Source organism: Pseudomonas sp. VMV1, from assembly GCF_056790235.1.
Genome location: NZ_JBXGSE010000002.1, coordinates 182,971 through 202,166, shown reverse-complemented (window position 1 = coordinate 202,166; position 19,196 = coordinate 182,971). Strand labels below are relative to the sequence as shown.

Below are 19,196 nucleotides of genomic sequence, written 5' to 3'. Positions count from 1 at the left end.
AATTGCTTTAAAGCCTGAGCCCTTTGCGTACCAAAAGCAATGCGTTTGCGTTAAGGGACGGGTATCCTGTCGCCATGACCACCAAGCAAGCTCGTCCCGGCGGCCGCAGTGCCCGCGTCCAGCAAGCCATTCACGAGGCCGTCCTGGCGCTGTTGCGAGAGCAGCCACGAGACGCCCTGACGGTGCCCCTGATCGCCGCCCGCGCCGGCGTTACCCCTTCCACGCTCTATCGACGCTGGGGCAACCTGCCTAGCCTCTTGGCCGATGTCGACCTGCAGCGCCTGCGCCCCGACCAGCCGCCGGAGGACACCGGCAGCCTGAGAGGCGACCTCGAACGCTGGCTGGAACACTATGTGGACGACCTCGCCTCGACGCCTGGCCAGGCCATGCTCAGGGATGCCCTGGCCGCCACCGATCCGGGCTGCGCGGTGCGCTGCACCGAACCGACCCGGGAACGCCTGGAGCTGATACTCGAACGCGCCCGGTTACGCGGCGAGCCGGCGCCAGGTCTGGACGCCCTGCTCGACGGCCTGGTCGCCCCGCTGATCTATCGCACCCTGTTTGGTGCCGAGCGTCCGGCCATGCCGTTGTGCCTCGACCTGCTCGCCCGGGTGTTGCGGCCGGACCGGTAGCGAAAACCGCCCGCCCGGAAACGACGATGCCCGAACCTTTTCAGGTCCGGGCATCTCGTCCAACGGCAGGACCCGAAGGGGTCCGCTAGCGGTCGCGTTTAGCCAGCGACTACCTTGTTGACGGGCTGGGTACGACGACCCAGGGCACCACCGATGGCCGCGACGATACCGCCCACCACCAGGCTGATCAGCAGCACCCAGCTGGCCTGGGAAACCTTGCGTGCGGCCACGTCAGCGGCTTCGCGAGCCTTCTGCTCGGCCTCGGCCTTGAGCTCCTGATACTTGGCATAGGCCTGCTGATAGGTCTGCTGAGCCTTGTCGACGATGGCATTGGCCTCGGCGTCGCTCTTGCCGGTACGGGCCTTGATCAGGTTGACCAGGGCCTGGCGATCGGCGGCGTTCCAGGCCTGGTCGCCACGCTGCTGCAGACGATCCAGCAAGGCATTGAGCTGGTCATCGGTCTGCTGCGGGTTGTTGGCGCTGTTCTGGGCAGTGTTCTTGGCATCCTGCTTGGCACCCTGGGCCTGCTGCTGGAGATTCTGCGGCTGCAGGGCGGGCTTGCCGGTCTGACGCAGCGCGGTTTCCAGCTCGTTCTGCAGATCACCCAGGTCGAGTTGGATACCCTGCTGACGCAGCTGATCCTGAACCTGGTTGGTCAGGGCCGGGGCCGCCTGGGACAGGCCGCTGCCAATCATCGACAGGCCACTGCCCGCCACGTTGACGCCGGTGCGCACCACGCCACTCACGGCGCTGGACACCAGATAGACGCTGACCAGGGTCACGGTGGCCCAGACCAGGATGCCGTGCAGCGCGCCTTCGCGTTGCGCCAGGCGACCGGCGATCCAGGCGCCGATGAAGACCGAGACCACGGCGCTGACACCGACCCAGATGCCGGTGCCCTTGCCCAGGCCATCCAGCGGATTGGCTTCCTGTTGCGGATCGATGGAGGCGGTGCCGATGGCCGTGCCCAACAGGCTGAGCAGCAAGGAGACGGTCAGGGCGATGACCACGCCCGCGATGATCGAGCTCCAGGAAATGCGCTTGAGCAGGGGGGCGGTGGCCCGGGTGGCCGGGTAGGCAGGTGTCTGGTGGGCGTCGTAGGACATGGCAGGTGCTCCGGAAGGATCATGGGAAGAAGTTATTGTGGTAACGGATGGATACCCTCGCGCTTTCACAAGTTCCCAAACCAGCATTCCAGAGCCACCAAAGGTCGTCTGACCTCAGATGTCTGCTAGCCCATCAGGATATCGGCCAGCAGCTTCACGTTGAGCACCACGATCAGCCCCGCCACCGCCCAGGCCAGCACCGCCGTGAAGCGCTTGATCACGAAGGAGCCCATCAGCTGGCGATCCGAGACGAAGCGCACCAGCGGGATCACCGCGAAGGGCAGCTGCATGGACAGCACCACCTGGCTCAGCACCAGCAGCTTGGCCGTGCCGCTCTCGCCATAGAGACCGGTCACCACCACCACCGGGATGACGGCGATACCGCGGGTGATCAGACGCCGCGCCCAGTCGGGGATGCGCAGCGAAAGAAAGCCTTCCATGACGATCTGGCCAGCCAGGGTCGCGGTTACGGTGGAGTTGATGCCCGACGCCAGCAGGGCGACCGCGAACAGCAGCGAGGCGATCCCCACGCCCAGCATCGGCGACAGCAGGTGATAGGCGTCCTGGATCTCGGCCACGTCGGTACGACCGGCACTGTGGAACACGGCCGCGGCGGTGATGAGGATGGCCGCGTTGACGAACAGCGCCAGCATCAGCGCCAGGGTGCTGTCGGCCACCGCCCAGCGCAGCCCCATGCGCCGCCCCTCCTCGGTTCGCGGATAGGCGCGGGTCTGGACGATGGACGAATGCAGATAGAGGTTATGGGGCATCACCGTGGCACCGATGATGCCAATGGCCAGGTACAGCGCGGCCGGGTTGGTGACGATCTCCGCCTTGGGCAGAAAGCCGTCGAACACCGCGGCCAGGGACGGCTGGGCCAGCACCATCTGCACGCCGAAGCAGACGAAGATCAACGTCAGCAGCGCGATGACGAAGGCTTCGAGCCAGCGAAAGCCGCGGTTCATCAACAACAGGATGAGAAAGACGTCGAGCGCCGTGAGGATCGCGCCCCACATCAGGGGAATGCCGAACAGCAGATTGAGGGCGATGGCCGTGCCTATCACCTCGGCCAGGTCGCAGGCGATGATCGCGATCTCGCAGGCGAGCCACAGCAGCAGGCTGACCGGACGCGAATAACGGGCGCGGCAGGCCTGGGCTAGATCCAGCCCGGTGGCGATGCCCAGGCGCGCGGCCAGGGCCTGCAACAGGATGGCCATCAGATTGGACAGCAGGATCACCGATAGCAGCAGGTAGCCGAATTGCGAGCCACCCGCGAGGTCCGTGGCCCAGTTGCCCGGGTCCATGTAGCCCACCGAGACCATGTAGCCCGGGCCGACGAAGGCCAGCAGCCGGCGAAACCAGCTGCCGCCTTCGGGCACCGGAATACTGGCATTCATCCGCCCCAGGCTGGGCCGGGCGGACGACGAAGGCTCCTGCCAGGCAGGTTCGACGTAGCTGGCGGATTCTTTCATGGCTGACTCGTTCGGCAAGGTAGGACTACCCTTTGGAGAATTTAGCCTAGGCTAAAATTCACACATCCAGCAATAAAAAATCTCTATCTCATCCGTCGATAACGCCCACTGGCGAAGGAATCTTTGGTATTCGCCGGCAACTCGGTCAAAATGGCGCCCGAGCGCTTCCCTCCGAAGCGCCTTGGCTCTTGCGGAGAAGGTCATTCAGGTGGGCAACATGACAAAGGACGACGAACTGCTGAATCGGTTGGTCGATCCATCCATTCATATGGAAGGTTTTCAACAGGTCCGCGAGGCGCATCGTCAGGAGCTGATCGAAGACTATGTCGAGCTCATTTCCGATCTCATCCGGGACGGAGGTGAAGCGCGCCAGGTGGACATCGCCGCGCGCATCGGCGTCGCCCAGCCCACCGTGGCCAAGATGCTCAAGCGCCTGGCCGCCGCCGGCTTGATCGTGCAGCGCCCCTATCGCGGGGTCTTCCTGACGCCCGAGGGCGAAGCCCTGGCCGAAGCCAGCCGCGCGCGCCACCATGTGGTCGAGACCTTCCTGCTGACCCTTGGGGTAGACGCCGACACTGCCCGCCGCGATGCCGAGGGCATGGAGCACCACGTCAGCGAAGCCACCCTGGAAGTCTTCCGGCGCTTCATCGCCAGCCGCCAAGGCTGAGGCTACGGCTTTAGTCGAAAGTCGCGGCCTTCCCCTTCAGAAAATCCAGGCACCGTCGAAGTAGTAGAAGTCATACTTTCACTTCTGTCGGTGTCCTGCCATGTTCAATCGCCATCTGAAGACCGAGCTCGCCCAACTACGGGCCGAGGTCGCCGAACTGCGTCAACTGCACGCCGGCTTCGAAAGCCAGGCACTCAGTCTTACTGTCGATGACCGTGGCAACATCGAGCGCGTCAACGAGCGCTTCTGCCGCGAGATGGGTTACCGCCCCGAGAATGTGGTCGGTCGTCCGCTGGACGCCTTCATTCCCGAATACGTCAAACAATTGCCCTGCTACCGCGACCTCAAGAGCGCCCTCAGTCAAGGCACCCAGACCAGTGGCATGTATCGCCTGCTGCGCTCCAATGGCCAGGAGGCCTGGCTCTATTCGACCTGGCAGCCGCTGCGCGACACCCAGGGCCGGATCCACAAGACCATCTGCTTCGCCAACGATCGTACCGAGCAGGTTGAGACCTCCACCGAGCACTCCGGCCTGATCAACGCCCTGCTGCGCTCCACCGCCGTCATCGAATTCAACCTGGCCGGCGAGGTGCTCACCGCCAACGACCGCTTCCTGCAGGGCATGGGCTATTCGCTCAAGCAGATCCAGGGCAAGCACCACCGGTTGTTCTGTACCAGCGAGGAAGCCAACTCCGCCGATTACCAGGCGTTCTGGGCGCGACTGAACCGCGGCGAATTCATCGCCAGCCGCTTCAAGCGGATCGACAGCCACGGCCGCACGGTCTGGCTGGAAGCCTCCTACAACCCGGTGCTCAACACCCGTGGCCAGCTGTACAAGGTGGTGAAATTCGCCACCGTCATCACCGAGCAGGTGGAGCAGGAACAGGCGGTGGCCGAAGCGGCCAAGGTGGCCTTCGACATCTCCCAGCAGACCGACGAGAGCGCCCGTCAGGGAGCCGAGGTGGTGCAGGACACCGTCTCGGTGATGCGCAAGATCGCCGAGGAACTGCAGGTGGCCTCCAATGGCATCGAGGCCCTGGGCGAGCAGTCGCTGGTCATCAGCACCATCGTCAAGACCATCAGCGGCATCGCCGAGCAGACCAACCTGCTGGCCCTCAACGCGGCCATCGAGGCCGCCCGCGCCGGTGAACAAGGCCGTGGCTTCGCCGTGGTGGCCGACGAGGTCCGCCAACTGGCCGGTCGCACCAGCAAGGCCACCGAGGAGATCGTCGGGGTGGTGCAGCAGAACCAGCAGCTGGCGCAGACCGCCGTGGCCAACATGGCCGCCAGCAAGCATCAGGCGGAACAGGGCCTGCAGCTGGCCAACGCCGCTGGCACCCGCATCACCGAGATCCAGGACGGTGCCCAGCGCGTGGTGGGTGCGGTGGGTCAGTTCGCCCGTCGACTGAACTGAGCCCTGCCCTGGCTCCCGCCTCAGGCCGGAGCCGGACGCCGTCGCCCCAGCAGCCCCACGGCGGCCAGGGTCACCCCCAGGCTGACCAGCAGGCACAGCCCGAGCAGGCCACGGTCACCCCAGCTCTCCCGCGCCAGGGCATAGCACCAGGGTGCGGCCGCCGAGAGCAGGAAGCTCGGCGCCAACAACTTCCCCGTGAGTCGCGCATAGAGCGCCCGGTCGAACAGCTCCAGCGGCAGGCTGGCGCGCAGCACCGCCACCAGGCCATTGAGCGCGCCATAGAGAAAGACGAAGCCGGCGGTCAGCAGAAGATGACCATCGCTCGCCAGGGCCAGGGCGAAACTCAGCGGCAGCCCCAGACCCAGGAGCAGATTGAGCTGGCGCGCTGACAGCCGCTGTCCGGACGCCAGTTCCGCCAGCCGTGCGCAAACCTGGCCGATGCCCCAGAGCGCGGCCACGCCGACCGGCACGCCCCGCTCGGCCAGCAGCGCCGGCAGATGGGCCGAGAGCCCCGCCGAAAGAAAGCCGATCAACGCCATCCCGGTGGCGAACAGCACCCCAGCCAGGCGTGGCGAACCCCCCGCCACCGCGGGCGGCAACTCGGCACTGGGCAAACGTCCGCGGACATTGGGCAGCGGCACGAGCAACAGCAGGCCGGCCAGGGCGATGCCGGCATAGACCACCAGGCCCAAGCGCCAGCCAAGCACCTCCAGCAGCCAGTGGCCCAGGGGCCAGAACACCGCCGAGGCCAGGCCGCCGAGCAGGGTGATGCGCACCATCACTGCCCGCGAGCGCTCCCCTGCCAGCCGCGCCAGGGTGGCGAAGGCGGCGTCGTACAGTGACAACCGCATGCCCACGCCCAGGGTCACCCAGGCCAGGTAGAACAGTGGCGCCGATTGAGCGGCCGCGAGACCCAGACAGCCCAGGGCATCGAGCACCAGGCCGAGCTGCAGCGTGCGGCAGCCACCCAGGCGTTCGATCACCGCGCCACTGAAGGGCGACACCAGCCCCATGGTCAGCATCGCCAGCGAAAAGCCGCCATAGACCCAGCGCGCGTCCCAGCCGAGCCCCGCCGCCATGGCCGGGCCATAGACCCCGGGCAGATAGAAGGCCAGGCCCCAGGCCAACAGCTGCATCAGCCCCAGCTGCCAGATGGCGCGGTCGCTCGGCATCGGCGTCATCAACGCGTACCCGGGGTGCGATCGCCTTCGCCCAAGCTTAGCTGCATCAGTACCGTGTCCACCCAGCGGCCGTGCTTGAAGCCCACCGCCTCGAAGGTACCGACCATGCGAAAGCCCTGGCGCTGGTGCAGGGCGATGGAGCCCTGGTTGGCACTGTCGCCGATCACCGCCACCAGTTGGCGAAAGCCCGCCGCCGTGCAGGCCGCGACCACCTCTTCCAGCAACCGCCGACCGATGCCCTGGCCGCCGAAACCTTCACGCACGTACACCGAGTCTTCCGCGGTATGGCGATAGGCGGGTCGCGGGCGATAGAGCACCGCATAGGCATAGCCCACCACCGCGCCGTCCCGTTCGGCCACCCGGTAGGGCAGCCCGGTCTGGCGCACCGCTGCCAGCCGGCGCTCCAGCTCGGCCAGGTCCGGCGGCTCCAGCTCGAAACTGGCGCAGCTGCGCAGCACGTGTTCAGCATAGATGGCCTGGATGGCCGGCAGATCGGCGGGGGTGGCATCGCGCAACTGCAGAGCGGTGTTCACGGGAGAGGTCCATTCGCGGGGTCGATGAAGCGATCATGCCGGGACGGCCAGCCAAAGATAAAGCTATGCTCGGTTATCACCGGTATAAGCGAAACCTTGGCATGGCCGATCTCAACCTCACCCAGCTGCAGACCTTCGTTCAGGTCGTCACCACCGGCAGCTTTTCCGCCGCGGCCGATCGCCTGGGGCTGAGCCAGCCGGCGGTCAGCCTGCAGATCCGCCAGCTGGAACGGCGCCTGGGTCTCAAGCTGCTGGAACGCCTGGGACGGGGACTCAAGCCCACCGCCGCGGGCAGTCTGCTGCTGGACCACGCCGAACAGATCCAGACGGCGGTGGACCAGGCCCTGCAGGCCCTGGCCAGCCATGGCGAGACGGTCAGCGGACGGGTCGCCATCGGCACTGGCGCAACCGCCTGCATCCATCTCCTGCCGCCGCTGCTGGGCCAGTTGCGCCAGCGCTTTCCCCAGCTGGACGTGCGGGTCAGCACCGGCAACACCCTGGACGTCTTGCGGGCGGTGGAAGACAACCGCCTCGACCTGGGCCTGGTCACCCTGCCCGCCAGTGGCCGCAACCTGCAGGTGGAGCCGCTGCTGGAGGATGCCTTCGTCGCCCTGCTCCCGCCTGCCAGTCCGTTACCGACAGGTGCGCTGGCCCCGGCGGAACTGGCCGAGGCGCCGCTGCTGGCCTTCGAGACCGGCAGCAGCACCCGGTTGCTGATCGACGACTGGTTCCGCCGCGCCGGCCAGGCCAGCCGGCCAGTGATGGAGCTGGGCAGCATCGAGGCGCTCAAGGAACTGGTGGCCGCCGGCCTCGGCTACAGCCTGGTGCCCGGCATCGCCGTGGCCACCGAGCACCATCGCCACGGCCTGAGGGTCCAGCCATTGGCGCCGCCCCTGACCCGCACCCTGGCCCTGGTGCTGCGCCGCGACAAACCCCTGAGCCGCCCGCTGCAGCAGGTGCTGGAAGCGCTCCGGCGGTTGCGTCGCTGAGCAGGGCTCGACCAGGCGGCCGCCACGCCTTATGATTCGATAATTCAACGATCATTGAATTATCGAATCATGCAGGAAGAACTCGCCGTATCCGCCCTCGCCGCCCTGGCCCATGCCCAGCGCCTGAGGGTCTTCCGCGCCCTGGTGGTCGCCGGCACGGCCGGCCTCATGCCCAGCCAGTTGGCCGACCAGCTCGAGGTGGCTCGCAGCAACCTCTCCTTCCACCTCAAGGAACTGGCCAACGCCGGTCTCGTCACGGTGGAGTCCCAGGGACGCAACCTGATCTATCGGGCGGCCTACGAGCACATGAATGCCCTGCTCGGCTATCTGACCGAGCACTGTTGCGCCGGCGGCGACTGCGTGGTCAGCGAATCGCCGCGCTGTGCCTGCTGATCCGCCGACCCGCACCCATCCACCGATCATCCGACCAGGCCCGCCGCCATGCACAGTCCCCACGCCTGCCCACCGGCAGCACCCGCCATGAACACCTTCGAGCGTTACCTCAGCCTCTGGGTGGCGCTCTGCATCGTCGCCGGCATCGCCCTCGGCCAGCTGGCACCGGGCCTGTTCCGCTTCATCGGCCGGATCGAGCTGGCCCAGGTCAATCTGCCGGTCGGCCTGCTGATCTGGGTGATGATCGTGCCGATGCTGCTCAAGGTGGATTTCAGCGCCCTGGGCCAGGTACGTCATCACTGGCGCGGGATTGGCGTCACCCTGTTCGTCAACTGGGCGATCAAGCCCTTCTCCATGGCCCTGCTCGCCTGGCTGTTCATTCGCCAGCTCTTCGCCCCCTGGCTACCGACCGAGCAGCTGGACAGCTACATCGCCGGCCTGATCCTGCTGGCGGCGGCGCCCTGCACCGCCATGGTCTTCGTCTGGAGTCGGCTCACCCAGGGCGATCCGCTGTTCACCCTGTCCCAGGTCGCGCTGAACGACACCCTCATGGTGTTCGCCTTCGCCCCCATCGTCGGCCTGCTGCTGGGGCTGTCGTCGATCGCGGTGCCCTGGGCCACCCTGCTGATTTCGGTGGTCCTCTACATCGTGCTGCCGGTCATCCTCGCCCAGCTCTGGCGGCGCGCGCTGCTGCGCCAGGGCCAGGCCGCCTTCGACCGCACCCTGGCTCGCCTGGGGCCGCTCTCGATCGCGGCGCTGCTGGCCACCCTGGTGCTGCTGTTCGCCTTTCAGGGCGAGGCCATCCTGGCGCAGCCGCTGGTTATCGCCCTGCTGGCCGTGCCCATCCTGATCCAGGTGCTGTTCAATTCGGCGCTGGCCTACTGGCTGAATCGCCTGGTGGGCGAGAGCCACAGCGTCGCCTGTCCCTCGGCGCTGATCGGCGCCAGCAACTTCTTCGAACTGGCGGTGGCCGCCGCCATCAGCCTGTTCGGCTTCCACTCGGGAGCCGCCCTGGCTACCATGGTGGGTGTCCTCATCGAGGTGCCCCTGATGCTGCTGGTCGTCCGCCTGGTGAACGGTTCACGCGGCTGGTACGAACGTGGCGCCCTTTCCTCCCGTCGAGACCGCCCATGAGCAGCGACATCACCATCTATCACAACCCTGCCTGCGGCACGTCGCGCAACGTGCTGGGCCTGATTCGCAACAGCGGCGTCGAGCCGACGGTCATCCGCTACCTGGAGACACCGCCCGATCGGGCGCAGCTGGAACGGCTGATCGCGGACCTGCGCATGCCCGTGCGCGACCTGCTGCGCCAGAAGGGTACGCCCTACGCCGAGCTGGGGCTGGACGATCCGCAACTGGACGACGCGGCGCTGATCGCCGCCATGCTGCGCCATCCCATCCTGATCAACAGACCCATCGTCGTGACGCCACTGGGCACCCGGCTCTGCAGGCCCTCGGAGCAGGTGCTGGAGATCCTGCCCGAGCCGCAGCGCGGGCCTTTCGTCAAGGAAGACGGCGAGGTGGTGGTACCGCCTGCCGCGCCGCGCGGCTGATCGGGGCCGCCATGCGCGACATTGCTTGCGATAAGGACAGCGCCTGGCAGGTCTTCCTGATCTTTCTGCGCCTGGGCTGCACCAGCTTTGGCGGCCCCATCGCCCACCTGGGCTATTTCCGCCAGGCCTTCGTCGCTCGTCGGCACTGGCTGGACGAGCCCGCCTACGCCGAGCTGGTCGCCCTCTGCCAGCTCTTGCCCGGCCCCACCAGCAGCCAGGTCGGCATGGCCCTGGGTCTGGGCCGCGCTAGGGGCTGGGGCCTGCTGGCGGCCTGGCTAGGCTTCACCCTGCCCTCCGCGCTATTGCTGATCCTCTTCGCCCTCGGTCTCGCCCGCTATCCAGAGCTGGCCGACTCGGCGGCGGTGCATGGCCTCAAGGTTTTCGCCGTGGCGGTAGTGGCCCAGGCGGTCTGGAGCATGGGCCGCACGCTGTGCCCGGATACCCGGCCCCGCGTCGTCGCCCTGATCGTTGCCGGTCTCACCCTCTGGCTGCCTGGCTCAACCGGTCAGCTACTGGGGCTGGGGCTTGCCGCCCTGGTCGGTCGCCTGGCACTGGCGCCGACTGCCACGCCGCCGGCCCTGGTCCTACAAATGGGACCCTCCCGGCGCCTGGGTGTCGTCGCCCTGCTGCTGTTCCTGCTGCCGCTTCTGCTGTTGCCCGCCTGGGGTAGCCTAGGCGAGGGCGTCTACCGCGCCGGCGCCCTGGTGTTCGGCGGCGGCCATGTCGTGCTACCGCTGCTGCAGGCGGTGGTGGTCCCCACTGGCCTGGTCAGCGATGGCCAGGTGCTGGCCGGCTATGGCCTCGCCCAGGCCGTGCCCGGACCGCTGTTTACCTTTGCCGCCTACCTTGGCGCCCTGGTGCCCTCGGCGCTCCCCGCCTGGTTCAACGGCCTGCTCTGGACCCTGCTGATCTTTCTGCCCGGCACCCTCCTCCTGCTTGCCGCCCTGCCCTTCTGGCAGAGCCTGCGCCAGCACCTCGGCTGGCAACGCGCATTAACCGGGCTCAATGCCGGCGTGGTCGGCCTGCTGCTGGCGGCGCTCTACGATCCGGTCTGGACGGGTGCCATCCACGGCCTGCTGGACGTCGCCCTGGCCGCGCTGGCCCTGGCGCTGCTCTTGCGTACCCGCTGGTCCCCGGTACTGATCGCGCTGCTGGTCGTCCTATTCGTCAGTCTATTGAACTTTTAGCGCACTACCGTTTGGCGGCGTGCCACTAGTGGCCCGATGAAATTGCGGTGTGGTTCGCTGTAGCTCCGTGAAAAGCTAGGCACTGTCGGCGTGACGTTCAGCTGTCAGAAACGTCTTGCCTTGCGCGAGAACGTGTCCAGCGAGCGCTCGGCCTGACATGCATTAAGGATGACCGCCATGACCTACAAGAATCCCCTGGACACCGCCGCTCCTCTCTTCACCTCTGCCTTCGCCAAGGCGCCCCTGGCCGCCGCGCCCGCCAAGCCGGCCGGCACCGCTGATGGCGTCACCTACTACGCCTTCCACAGCCAGCCGCGTCTCACGCTCGACATCAATGCCGCCCCCGAGCAGGTAGGCTTCGCCAAGACCTTCGATGCCAAGGGCCCGCACTATGCGGCCGGCTCGACCCTGAGCGAACTGACCCTGACCGGTCATTGGGAAGACCAGGTCACCCGCCTCGACGGCCATACCCGCGGCGCCACCGCCAGCGATAGCACCCTGGATTCAAGCATCGCCAAGCTGACCGTCAGCCTCACCGACGTGCCGACCAATCAGTTCAATGAAAGCGATCTGATCACCCTGGACAACTTCGATGGCCTGCAGACCTTCGACGGCTCTACCTCCACTGCCGGCCTATCGATTGACTTCCTGCATGGCTACACCGAAGGCCATGACTACACCTATGCCAGCCAGAGCGCCTTCCTGAAGAGCGTGATCACCGGCAGCGGCCGTGACTCGGTGAGCGTCAGCACCATCGCCGCCGCGGAACTGGAAAGCGTCACCTCTCTCGCCCACTCACGGGTCAAGGCCATCACCGTCGATACCGGCGCCGGTGGCGACCATATCAGCGCCCATATCCAGCAGGCAGACGTCATCATCAACGCCGGCGCTGGCAACGATTACGTCGACCTGCTGTTCACCAAGGGCGTGGCCGCCCACAACGCCAACCTGAGCGGCAGCTACGGCCACGGGGCCACCATTACGCTGGGCGAAGGGCCCGATTACCTCACCCTCGATCCCAGTCTGGTCAACTTCGATGGCAGCAGCAGCGCCGCCGCCAACCGTTCCCTGGCCGCCAACCATGTGACGGTCACCGACTACAACGCGAACGATGACCACATCATCTTCGGCTTCGCGGTGTACGACGAGAAAGCCGTGGTCACCATCCAGGACGCCGCCCTGGCGAAGGCGACCAGCCTGTTCGCCGCGCTCAACACCGTGACCCAGTCCACCACCGGCCTGGTCAATGCCGCAGTCTTCCACTACGGCCAGGACACCTATGTCTTCCGTGATGCCGGCTACGAAGGCCAGGTCGACAACCTTGATTCCCTGATCCAACTGGTAGGCGTTCATAACCTCGATGACGTCGCCAGCACGGTCTCCGCCCGTGAGCGCTATGAGCCGGGCGGTACCCTCGGCTGGGGTTGATCTCCCCGGAACGGCACAGCCGCCCCAACCGGGCGGCTCGCCGGCTGCTTCTGTGAGGTATTCGTGGCTTGCCGAAGAAGTCGGGCACTCACAGCAGGGACCCAGGGTCTGTCTAGCGATACCCTTTCGAACACGAGGAACGCGCGATGAAGATCCTGATGGTCCTGACCTCCCATGACCAGCTCGGCGACACCGGCAAGAAAACCGGCTTCTGGCTGGAAGAATTCGCTGCTCCCTACTACGTCTTCAAGGACGCCGGTGCCGAGATCACCCTGGCCTCCCCCGCCGGCGGCCAACCGCCGCTGGATCCCAAGAGCGACGCCGCCGACGCCCAGACCGAATCCACCGAACGCTTCAAGAATGATCCCGAGGCGCAGCAGGCCCTGGCCAACACCGTCAAGCTCGCCGAGGTGCAGGCCGAGGACTACGACAGCGTCTTCTATCCCGGCGGCCACGGCCCGCTCTGGGACCTCGCCGAATCGCGCGATTCCATCGCCCTGCTCGAAGCCTTCGCCCAGGCCAACAAGCCCTTCGCCCTGGTCTGCCACGCTCCCGGCGTGCTGCGCCACGTCAAGGCAGCCGATGGCACCCCGCTGGTCAAGGGTCGCACCGTCACCGGCTTCACCAACAGCGAAGAAGCCGGCGTGCAACTCACCGACGTGGTGCCCTTCCTGGTGGAAGACGAACTCAAGAAGCTCGGCGCCCGCTACGAGAAAGGCGCGGACTGGGGCGAGTTCGTGGTGGAAGACGGCAATCTGGTCACCGGCCAGAATCCAGCCAGTTCGGAAGCGGCGGCGGATGCCCTGTTGACCAAGCTGGGCTGAGCGTCCCGAACCTGAAAAAGCCCGCCTAATGGCGGGCTTTTCGTTGAGGTCCATCACCACCGACCTGGCCGCTCCTGCGCGGGAGAGCTGAGCACAAGGCTGCGTCCCGTTCCCGACTACTCAGGCGGACCGGCCAGGCGCCCCTGTTTTCACTGCTGAACGACCACTGGAGGTCTACGCCAAGCGTTTGGTCGCCGGCAATCGTCCAGGCTGTTCACCGGCGCTCGCCTCGCCTATAACTATGACGATTGGCAACTCGAACAAGATCAAAGTGCCATTAGTCGCCAAGGTTGCAGAAATCCAAGCGCCAGCCGACACCCTCCCATGAGCGCAGCCTTCAACCCTGCTCCGCCCAGGCTGGAAAGGATATCCGTGCAGTTGGTTACCTGGTCGTATTTTCAGAGCATTGCCCGATGAAGAGAATCCTGCTCGGCGTGCGCGTCCTGATGTCCGTGCCCAAGGACAATCCCGGCCTGGTCAAGGCGCAATACCTCGCGCTGTCGCGCCAGCTGCCGATGATGTACTTCATCCTGCTGACCAACACCCTGATGCTGGCCGGCACCCACTACGCCGTCGCGCCACGCTGGCTGGTACTCTACTGCCCGTTGATCATGACCCTCTTCGGCGTGATCCGGGCGGCCGAATGGTTCCGCACGCGCAATCAGCCACGCAGTCCGGCGCAGATGCTGACGGCCTTGAAGCGCACCAACAGGCTCGCGCCCATCGTGGCCTCGGCCTTCACCGCCTGGGCGCTGGCACTGTTTCCCTATGGCGACAGCTATACCCAGGCGCATGTGGGCTTCTACATGGCGATCACCGTGATCGGCTGCATCTTCTGCATGATGCACCTGCTGCCTGCGGCCCTGGCCACCACCGCCGTGGTCAACACCGCCTTCGTGGTGTTCTTCGCCTCCACCACCATCAGCACCTTCGTGGCCACGGCGATCGACGTCCTGCTGGTGTCCATCGCCATGCTGGTCATCCTCAAGGCGCAGTACGGTGACTTCACCCGCCTGGTGAACATGCAGGCGCAAACAGCCAAGCTCAGCGAGGAAAACCTCAAGCTCGCCAACCAGGACAGCCTGACCGGCCTCGCCAACCGCCGGCAGTTCTTTGCCCGCCTCGATAGCCTGCTGGCCGATGCGCGCGCGCAGGGGACCCGCCTGGCCGTGGGCCTGATCGATCTGGACGGCTTCAAGCCGGTCAACGATATCTATGGCCATAGCGTGGGCGACCGGCTGCTCTATCAGGTCGGCCAGCGCCTGAGCGGACGGCTCGACGAGGACGTCCACCTGGCCCGCCTGGGCGGCGACGAATTCAGCCTCATCATCACCCGGGTCTTGAACGACGAGCAGCTGCGGACCTTTGGCGAAAAGGTCTGCGCCAGCCTGCGCGAGCCCTTCCTGCTGGTGGACATGCCCATCCAGATCAGTGGCTCGCTGGGCATCGCGACCTTTCCCGACCAAGCCTTTACCGCCACGGACGTCTATGAACACGCCGACTACGCCCTGTACCAGAGCAAGCGCCACCGCCCCGGCACGGCCTGCCTGTTCAGCACCGCCCATCGCCAGCAACTCAATCGTGAAGGCCTGACCGAACAGGCCCTGCGCCGAGCCGACCTGGAGCGCGAGTTCTACATGGTCTTCCAGCCCATCGTGGACATCCACAGCAAGCAGACGGTGGCCTTCGAGGCCCTGGCGCGCTGGGAAAGCCCGGAGCTGGGCAACGTGCCACCGGGTGATTTCATCGCCACCGCCGAGCGCGTCGGCATGGTCAATCGCCTCACCCTGCCCCTGCTGAGCAAGGCCCTGAACGCGGCCGTGCGCTGGCCCACGGGCATCCGCCTGGCCTTCAACCTCTCCGCCCACGACTGCGGCTCGGAAGAGGCGGCCCAGCAGATCGTCGAACTGATCAAGCACCGCGGCTTCGACCCGGCCTGCCTCGACCTGGAAATCACCGAAACCGCCGCTATCCAGGACCTGCCCCAGACCCAGCGCGCCATCAGCCGCTTTCGCGAACTGGGCTGCGGCATCTCCCTCGACGACTTCGGCACCGGCTATTCCAGCCTCAGCCAGATCCACGCCCTGCCGCTGACCAAACTGAAGGTGGACCGCACCTTCGTCACCGACCTTCACCTCGACCCGGCCAGCTTTAAGATCGTCAAATCCCTGATCGCCCTGTGCCAGGACATGCAGCTGGAATGCATCGTGGAAGGGGTGGAGACCGCTGCGGAACTGGGGGCGCTGAAGAATCTAGGCTGTACTTGGGCCCAGGGCTATCTGTTCGCCAAGCCTATGCGCGCGAGTGATATCAGGGGTTGGTTGGAAGGGGAGCATTTGGCTGAGGTGTTGGCGGTTTGATTCGCAAAGGTATCAGGTGCGACGCGAGCTCTTGTCCAGGCAGCGACCTCTGGTTCAGCCACGCCCGTTCACAACCGTACCCCTCAACACCTTGCTCTGCTTGGGTTACTTAGGCACTCATGCCACTTCATTCAGAATCTTCAAGAAGTTTAGGTTAGGCCGTTGAGCATGGGCTTAACCCTGCAATCCTGAAGCCCCCGGAAAGCCGATAGAGACATACTCGCTTACGCGACACACTTGGCCCGCCGGGCCTAGAACATGAATACCGTGATGTGATCAGCCCATGGCTGCTGGCGACAAGAAGCGGACGTCGACAAGCGACAGCTATCGACCCATAGCGGACGTTGGCGGTGAGCAGCTACCGGCCAATAGCGGTCACTTCGGACGGCTCAGGGATGCCTCTAGCTGGTCGAGGAAAATACGTACACGATGCGGTACCTGTTGCCGGGTTGGAAGCACAGCAGTGATAAAGAGTTGCTCGGGAGTAGCGTCGTCCAGCTCCACTAGCCGCAAGCTGCTCTTCTCAATATCGTCACGAACATCCCAATAGGTGAGCATTGCTAACCCCAGCCCCTGTTTGCTCGCGGTGCGTACTGCTTCGACGCTATTCGCAGAAAATACGCTTTCACCTTTGAAGCCGACTATTTTCCCTTCCCGTACGAAAGGCCAATGCGGCATACCGTGAAGCGCTATGCAGCGATGGCGGTACAAGTCGTCGTACGTCCTAGGCACGCCGTGCTGCTCTAGGTAAGCGGGGCTTGCGCACAGCACGCGGGGATTGGGAGCCAGCGGGCGAGCAACCAAAGCGGAATCGCGCAGGGTCGCGATACGAATGGCCACGTCGATTCCCAGGCTAACAATATCCACGATGCTGTCCGAAAGGTGCAGGTCGACTTGCAGCGCAGGATGTTCGGCCAGCAATGACGAGATAAGCGGCATGACGACGGCCTGGCCGAACACTGTCGGCGCAGTCACCTTCAACACGCCGCTGGCAGTTCCTGCGTTTGTCTTCAGGGCGACTCTCGCCGCCTCGCTCGCGCTGACAAGCGTCTTTGAAAATGGCAGAAAAACCTCCCCTTCAGGCGTGAGCGAAACTGAGCGAGTGGTGCGGTGCACCAATCGCACACCCAACTCTTGCTCAAGAGAAGCAAGCCGCCGTGACACGGTCATGGGAGACAGCCCAAGTCGCCGAGCCGCACCAGAAAGACTGTAGCTTTCAGCAATAGCCGCAAACACTTCAACGTCTGAAATCTGCATGTTTGTATCGCTTTCTGTTAAAGCGCCTTATCCGGTTCGCCCGATTCCCATTACCGTCATCAATGTCTAGCCTTTTCACCTTGCCTTGATCGGCAAAAAAGCACAGAGAGGATACGACGATGCCTAACCCACAAACTCTAACTCCATATGATATTGCAGGCCGCTTGTTGAGGAACCGCTTGGCGGTAGCTCCAATGACGCGCGTCAGCGCCACCGAGACAGGTCACGTAACCCAGGAAATGGCTCGGTACTACGAGCGTTTTGCCCGAGGAGGCTTTGGCCTGGTCATTACGGAAGGCATCTATACCGATCAAAAGCACTCGCAGGGTTACCCCTTCCAGCCCGGCATTACCGATGATCAGCAGGCACAGGCTTGGCGAGCAGTTACCGACAGTATCCACGCTCACCACGGTGCAGTCTTCGCGCAGATCATGCACGCAGGGGCCCTCAGCCAGGGCAACCGCTTCGTCGACGCTCCGGCTGCACCCTCGGCACTGCGCCCGAAAGGAGAACAGATGAAGTTTTACTACGGCGAGGGTCAGTACCCCCTACCCCGCGCCATGAAAGAAGAAGATATTGCCGACGCCATCGAGGGCTTTGCTCGGGCTGCAACCCTGGCCATCGAATCCGCTAATTTCGATGGCATCGAAATCCACGGAGCGAACGGATACCTGCTTGATCAATTCCTCACTGACTACACAAATCAACGTAACGACCGTTGGGGCGGCTCCGTACAGGCTCGAATCTCCCTGACCCTCGAAGTGATAAAAGCGGTGAGGAAGGCGGTAGGCACTGTGCCCGTGGGCGTTCGAATCTCGCAGAGCAAGGTCAATGATTACGAGCACAAATGGGCCGAGGGAGAGCAGGCTGCTGATGTGATCTTTGGCTCACTCAACGATGCTGGAGTGGACTTCGTTCACGTCACGGAACACGAAGCCTGGAAACCGGCATTTCCTTCCGGCCAGAGCACCCTAGTCTCTCTCTCTCGTCGCTATGCCCCGCAGGTGACGTTGATTGCAAATGGTGGCTTGCATACGCCTGAGCATGCGTCATCCGTGATGGAGGAAGGTGCCGATATCATTGCAATCGGAAAGGCTGCGCTTGCAAACCCGGATCTGCCGCAGCGGCTAGCCAGAAAAGAACCTCTAGATGAGTTTGACGCCTCGATCTTGGGGCCTATCGCGAACATCAAGAGTAGCGAGCTGACTTTGGCTTAATAGCAATGTCAGAAGCGGGCGAGAATGTCCGCTTTTGGCCGCTAGCCGCCCTAAGGCAATGACAGCTTTGGCGCTCTACAGCTAGTGATGACAGGCTGCCGCTCTCCTGAGTGCGTTGAGCGGATGGCAAATAAGTCCTAGGGTGCCTGGAATGATTCGCTTATCAATCGCATAGGATGCGCCATAACGTTTCTCGGGTTGTGGCATCCAGGGTTAGCCGTTGGCGAGCCATAACCTGTTTTAATCCTTCACCTATGCAAGCAGCGGGCATCGTAAAAAATCCGTGCTTTCGGAACCAAGGCCCATTCCAAGGAGGCTCACGAAAGGTCGTCAAACTTACCGCGCGAACCCCAAGGCTTTTAGCATGCTCTATGACTACCGAAAGCAGCGTTGCCCCAATGCCCATCCCTGAAGCACTCGATTCGACGGATATGTTGTCTAGATACAAAAGCTCGTCCAGCACCCGCATTGCGACAAATCCAAGTATCTTCTGGCTCTCGCTATCGAGCGCAACCACGACACGACAGGCTTCAAGCCTTGCAGGTGACAATGCAGGTGTCTCAGCGATGTGCGCAAGAGACGGAAAAGCCCTGTAGCGCAAGCGTGCCTCAGCTGAGATACGACATAAATCCGCCGTGTCTTGTATACGACTCAACCGCAGGTAGTAGGAAGGCATGCGTTACGATCTTTCAGGCCTACTGGATGTGGCTTCCGATTTTACCTCGCACACCTCAGGCGAGCATCCACCTGTACGGAAGCTACGGCTCGGTAGCGGGCGCTGGTCGACGTCCGCTTCTGGCCGCTAGCCGCCCTACGCTAACGGCTGCTTTGGGTCGATTCCTGCCGGTCAAGACCTACCCGTGGGGTTAGTCACATCCGATGCAAATGGCTGGTCAAGTCAGATGCAACTTTCCACCTAAGAGTCTAGACACTCCTGTGGCGCGCTCGACGTATGATCGCTGGCCGTGCGGCGCAATTCG

The 19,196-nt window shown here is 64.3% G+C and carries 18 protein-coding genes; 12 read left to right on the top strand and 6 right to left on the bottom strand.

Annotated features, from left to right (window positions below):
* Nucleotides 1–74: 74 nt before the first annotated feature.
* Nucleotides 75–632 (top strand): TetR/AcrR family transcriptional regulator, encoded by a 558-nt coding sequence (locus ACUCV0_RS06435; RefSeq protein WP_059315760.1) that lies wholly within the window; start codon nucleotides 75–77, stop codon nucleotides 630–632.
* Between the two features lie 98 nt (nucleotides 633–730).
* Here ACUCV0_RS06435 and ACUCV0_RS06430 read toward each other — a convergent pair whose 3' ends face one another.
* Both ACUCV0_RS06430 and ACUCV0_RS06425 read right to left on the bottom strand, forming a co-directional pair.
* Complete coding sequence (locus ACUCV0_RS06430) at nucleotides 731–1,738, bottom strand: hypothetical protein (protein ID WP_271655633.1); 1,008 nt, start codon at nucleotides 1,736–1,738, stop codon at nucleotides 731–733.
* Between the two features lie 125 nt (nucleotides 1,739–1,863).
* A complete protein-coding gene (locus ACUCV0_RS06425; protein ID WP_059315762.1) occupies nucleotides 1,864–3,210 on the bottom strand; it encodes an Nramp family divalent metal transporter in 1,347 nt (448 codons plus the stop codon).
* 217 nt (nucleotides 3,211–3,427) lie between these two features.
* Here ACUCV0_RS06425 and mntR point away from each other — a divergent pair, with 217 nt between their 5' ends.
* Both mntR and ACUCV0_RS06415 read left to right on the top strand, forming a co-directional pair.
* Nucleotides 3,428–3,877: a manganese-binding transcriptional regulator MntR gene (mntR, locus tag ACUCV0_RS06420; protein ID WP_059315763.1), complete on the top strand. Its 450-nt coding sequence runs from the start codon at nucleotides 3,428–3,430 to the stop codon at nucleotides 3,875–3,877.
* 100 nt (nucleotides 3,878–3,977) lie between these two features.
* Nucleotides 3,978–5,291 carry a methyl-accepting chemotaxis protein gene (locus ACUCV0_RS06415; RefSeq protein WP_059315764.1) on the top strand — a complete coding sequence of 438 codons (1,314 nt, stop codon included), beginning with the start codon at nucleotides 3,978–3,980 and terminating at the stop codon, nucleotides 5,289–5,291.
* Between the two features lie 20 nt (nucleotides 5,292–5,311).
* Here the strand turns inward: ACUCV0_RS06415 and ACUCV0_RS06410 are convergent, their stop codons facing one another.
* Nucleotides 5,312–6,472 carry an MFS transporter gene (locus ACUCV0_RS06410; protein WP_271655635.1) on the bottom strand — a complete coding sequence of 387 codons (1,161 nt, stop codon included), beginning with the start codon at nucleotides 6,470–6,472 and terminating at the stop codon, nucleotides 5,312–5,314.
* A complete protein-coding gene (locus tag ACUCV0_RS06405; RefSeq protein WP_482212331.1) occupies nucleotides 6,472–7,005 on the bottom strand; it encodes an N-acetyltransferase family protein in 534 nt (177 codons plus the stop codon). The genes ACUCV0_RS06410 and ACUCV0_RS06405 overlap by 1 nt, the downstream gene beginning before the upstream one ends.
* Before the next feature lie 65 nt (nucleotides 7,006–7,070).
* On the opposite strand from ACUCV0_RS06405, the gene ACUCV0_RS06400 reads away from it, so the two are divergent.
* From ACUCV0_RS06400 to ACUCV0_RS06365, 8 genes are all read left to right on the top strand, one after another.
* Nucleotides 7,071–7,994 carry a LysR family transcriptional regulator gene (locus tag ACUCV0_RS06400; RefSeq protein ID WP_482212330.1) on the top strand — a complete coding sequence of 308 codons (924 nt, stop codon included), beginning with the start codon at nucleotides 7,071–7,073 and terminating at the stop codon, nucleotides 7,992–7,994.
* Between the two features lie 69 nt (nucleotides 7,995–8,063).
* Nucleotides 8,064–8,387, top strand: coding sequence for an ArsR/SmtB family transcription factor (locus ACUCV0_RS06395; RefSeq protein WP_280305967.1), 324 nt, complete (start codon nucleotides 8,064–8,066; stop codon nucleotides 8,385–8,387).
* 87 nt (nucleotides 8,388–8,474) lie between these two features.
* Nucleotides 8,475–9,521, top strand: a complete 1,047-nt coding sequence (arsB, locus tag ACUCV0_RS06390) for an ACR3 family arsenite efflux transporter (protein WP_482212582.1) — start codon at nucleotides 8,475–8,477, stop codon at nucleotides 9,519–9,521.
* Nucleotides 9,518–9,943, top strand: a complete 426-nt coding sequence (gene arsC / locus ACUCV0_RS06385; protein ID WP_482212329.1) for an arsenate reductase (glutaredoxin) — start codon at nucleotides 9,518–9,520, stop codon at nucleotides 9,941–9,943. Before arsB ends, arsC begins: the two co-directional genes overlap by 4 nt.
* Nucleotides 9,944–9,954: 11 nt before the next feature.
* Nucleotides 9,955–11,130, top strand: coding sequence for a chromate efflux transporter (gene chrA, locus ACUCV0_RS06380; RefSeq protein WP_482212328.1), 1,176 nt, complete (start codon nucleotides 9,955–9,957; stop codon nucleotides 11,128–11,130).
* A 177-nt stretch (nucleotides 11,131–11,307) separates the two neighbouring features.
* Entirely contained in the window at nucleotides 11,308–12,558 is a 1,251-nt protein-coding gene (locus tag ACUCV0_RS06375; protein ID WP_482212327.1) for a hypothetical protein, read from the top strand.
* A gap of 146 nt (nucleotides 12,559–12,704) precedes the next feature.
* On the top strand, nucleotides 12,705–13,382 hold the full coding sequence (locus ACUCV0_RS06370; protein WP_482212326.1) for a type 1 glutamine amidotransferase domain-containing protein: 678 nt from the start codon (nucleotides 12,705–12,707) through the stop codon (nucleotides 13,380–13,382).
* A gap of 413 nt (nucleotides 13,383–13,795) precedes the next feature.
* Nucleotides 13,796–15,742, top strand: a complete 1,947-nt coding sequence (locus tag ACUCV0_RS06365; RefSeq protein ID WP_482212325.1) for a putative bifunctional diguanylate cyclase/phosphodiesterase — start codon at nucleotides 13,796–13,798, stop codon at nucleotides 15,740–15,742.
* A gap of 375 nt (nucleotides 15,743–16,117) precedes the next feature.
* Here the strand turns inward: ACUCV0_RS06365 and ACUCV0_RS06360 are convergent, their stop codons facing one another.
* Entirely contained in the window at nucleotides 16,118–16,999 is an 882-nt protein-coding gene (locus tag ACUCV0_RS06360) for a LysR family transcriptional regulator (RefSeq protein WP_482212324.1), read from the bottom strand.
* A gap of 119 nt (nucleotides 17,000–17,118) precedes the next feature.
* Between ACUCV0_RS06360 and ACUCV0_RS06355 the strand changes: the two genes are divergently transcribed.
* On the top strand, nucleotides 17,119–18,216 hold the full coding sequence (locus ACUCV0_RS06355) for an oxidoreductase (RefSeq protein ID WP_280305955.1): 1,098 nt from the start codon (nucleotides 17,119–17,121) through the stop codon (nucleotides 18,214–18,216).
* Between the two features lie 163 nt (nucleotides 18,217–18,379).
* On the opposite strand, the gene ACUCV0_RS06350 is transcribed toward ACUCV0_RS06355, so the two are convergent.
* Nucleotides 18,380–18,892, bottom strand: coding sequence for a GNAT family N-acetyltransferase (locus tag ACUCV0_RS06350; protein ID WP_187980057.1), 513 nt, complete (start codon nucleotides 18,890–18,892; stop codon nucleotides 18,380–18,382).
* Nucleotides 18,893–19,196: the final 304 nt, after the last annotated feature.

Excerpts from the sequence above, each read along its gene's own strand:
- ACUCV0_RS06355 (WP_280305955.1), top strand. The coding sequence starts at position 17,119 with ATGCCTAACCCACAAACTCTAACTCCATATGATATTGCAGGCCGCTTG.
- arsC (WP_482212329.1), top strand. The coding sequence starts at position 9,518 with ATGAGCAGCGACATCACCATCTATCACAACCCTGCCTGCGGCACGTCG.
- ACUCV0_RS06375 (WP_482212327.1), top strand. The coding sequence starts at position 11,308 with ATGACCTACAAGAATCCCCTGGACACCGCCGCTCCTCTCTTCACCTCT.
- ACUCV0_RS06410 (WP_271655635.1), bottom strand. The coding sequence starts at position 6,472 with ATGACGCCGATGCCGAGCGACCGCGCCATCTGGCAGCTGGGGCTGATG.
- ACUCV0_RS06425 (WP_059315762.1), bottom strand. The coding sequence starts at position 3,210 with ATGAAAGAATCCGCCAGCTACGTCGAACCTGCCTGGCAGGAGCCTTCG.
- chrA (WP_482212328.1), top strand. The coding sequence starts at position 9,955 with ATGCGCGACATTGCTTGCGATAAGGACAGCGCCTGGCAGGTCTTCCTG.
- arsB (WP_482212582.1), top strand. The coding sequence starts at position 8,475 with ATGAACACCTTCGAGCGTTACCTCAGCCTCTGGGTGGCGCTCTGCATC.
- ACUCV0_RS06370 (WP_482212326.1), top strand. The coding sequence starts at position 12,705 with ATGAAGATCCTGATGGTCCTGACCTCCCATGACCAGCTCGGCGACACC.
- ACUCV0_RS06430 (WP_271655633.1), bottom strand. The coding sequence starts at position 1,738 with ATGTCCTACGACGCCCACCAGACACCTGCCTACCCGGCCACCCGGGCC.
- ACUCV0_RS06360 (WP_482212324.1), bottom strand. The coding sequence starts at position 16,999 with ATGCAGATTTCAGACGTTGAAGTGTTTGCGGCTATTGCTGAAAGCTAC.
- ACUCV0_RS06400 (WP_482212330.1), top strand. The coding sequence starts at position 7,071 with ATGCTCGGTTATCACCGGTATAAGCGAAACCTTGGCATGGCCGATCTC.
- mntR (WP_059315763.1), top strand. The coding sequence starts at position 3,428 with ATGACAAAGGACGACGAACTGCTGAATCGGTTGGTCGATCCATCCATT.
- ACUCV0_RS06365 (WP_482212325.1), top strand. The coding sequence starts at position 13,796 with ATGAAGAGAATCCTGCTCGGCGTGCGCGTCCTGATGTCCGTGCCCAAG.
- ACUCV0_RS06350 (WP_187980057.1), bottom strand. The coding sequence starts at position 18,892 with ATGCCTTCCTACTACCTGCGGTTGAGTCGTATACAAGACACGGCGGAT.
- ACUCV0_RS06395 (WP_280305967.1), top strand. The coding sequence starts at position 8,064 with ATGCAGGAAGAACTCGCCGTATCCGCCCTCGCCGCCCTGGCCCATGCC.
- ACUCV0_RS06435 (WP_059315760.1), top strand. The coding sequence starts at position 75 with ATGACCACCAAGCAAGCTCGTCCCGGCGGCCGCAGTGCCCGCGTCCAG.
- ACUCV0_RS06415 (WP_059315764.1), top strand. The coding sequence starts at position 3,978 with ATGTTCAATCGCCATCTGAAGACCGAGCTCGCCCAACTACGGGCCGAG.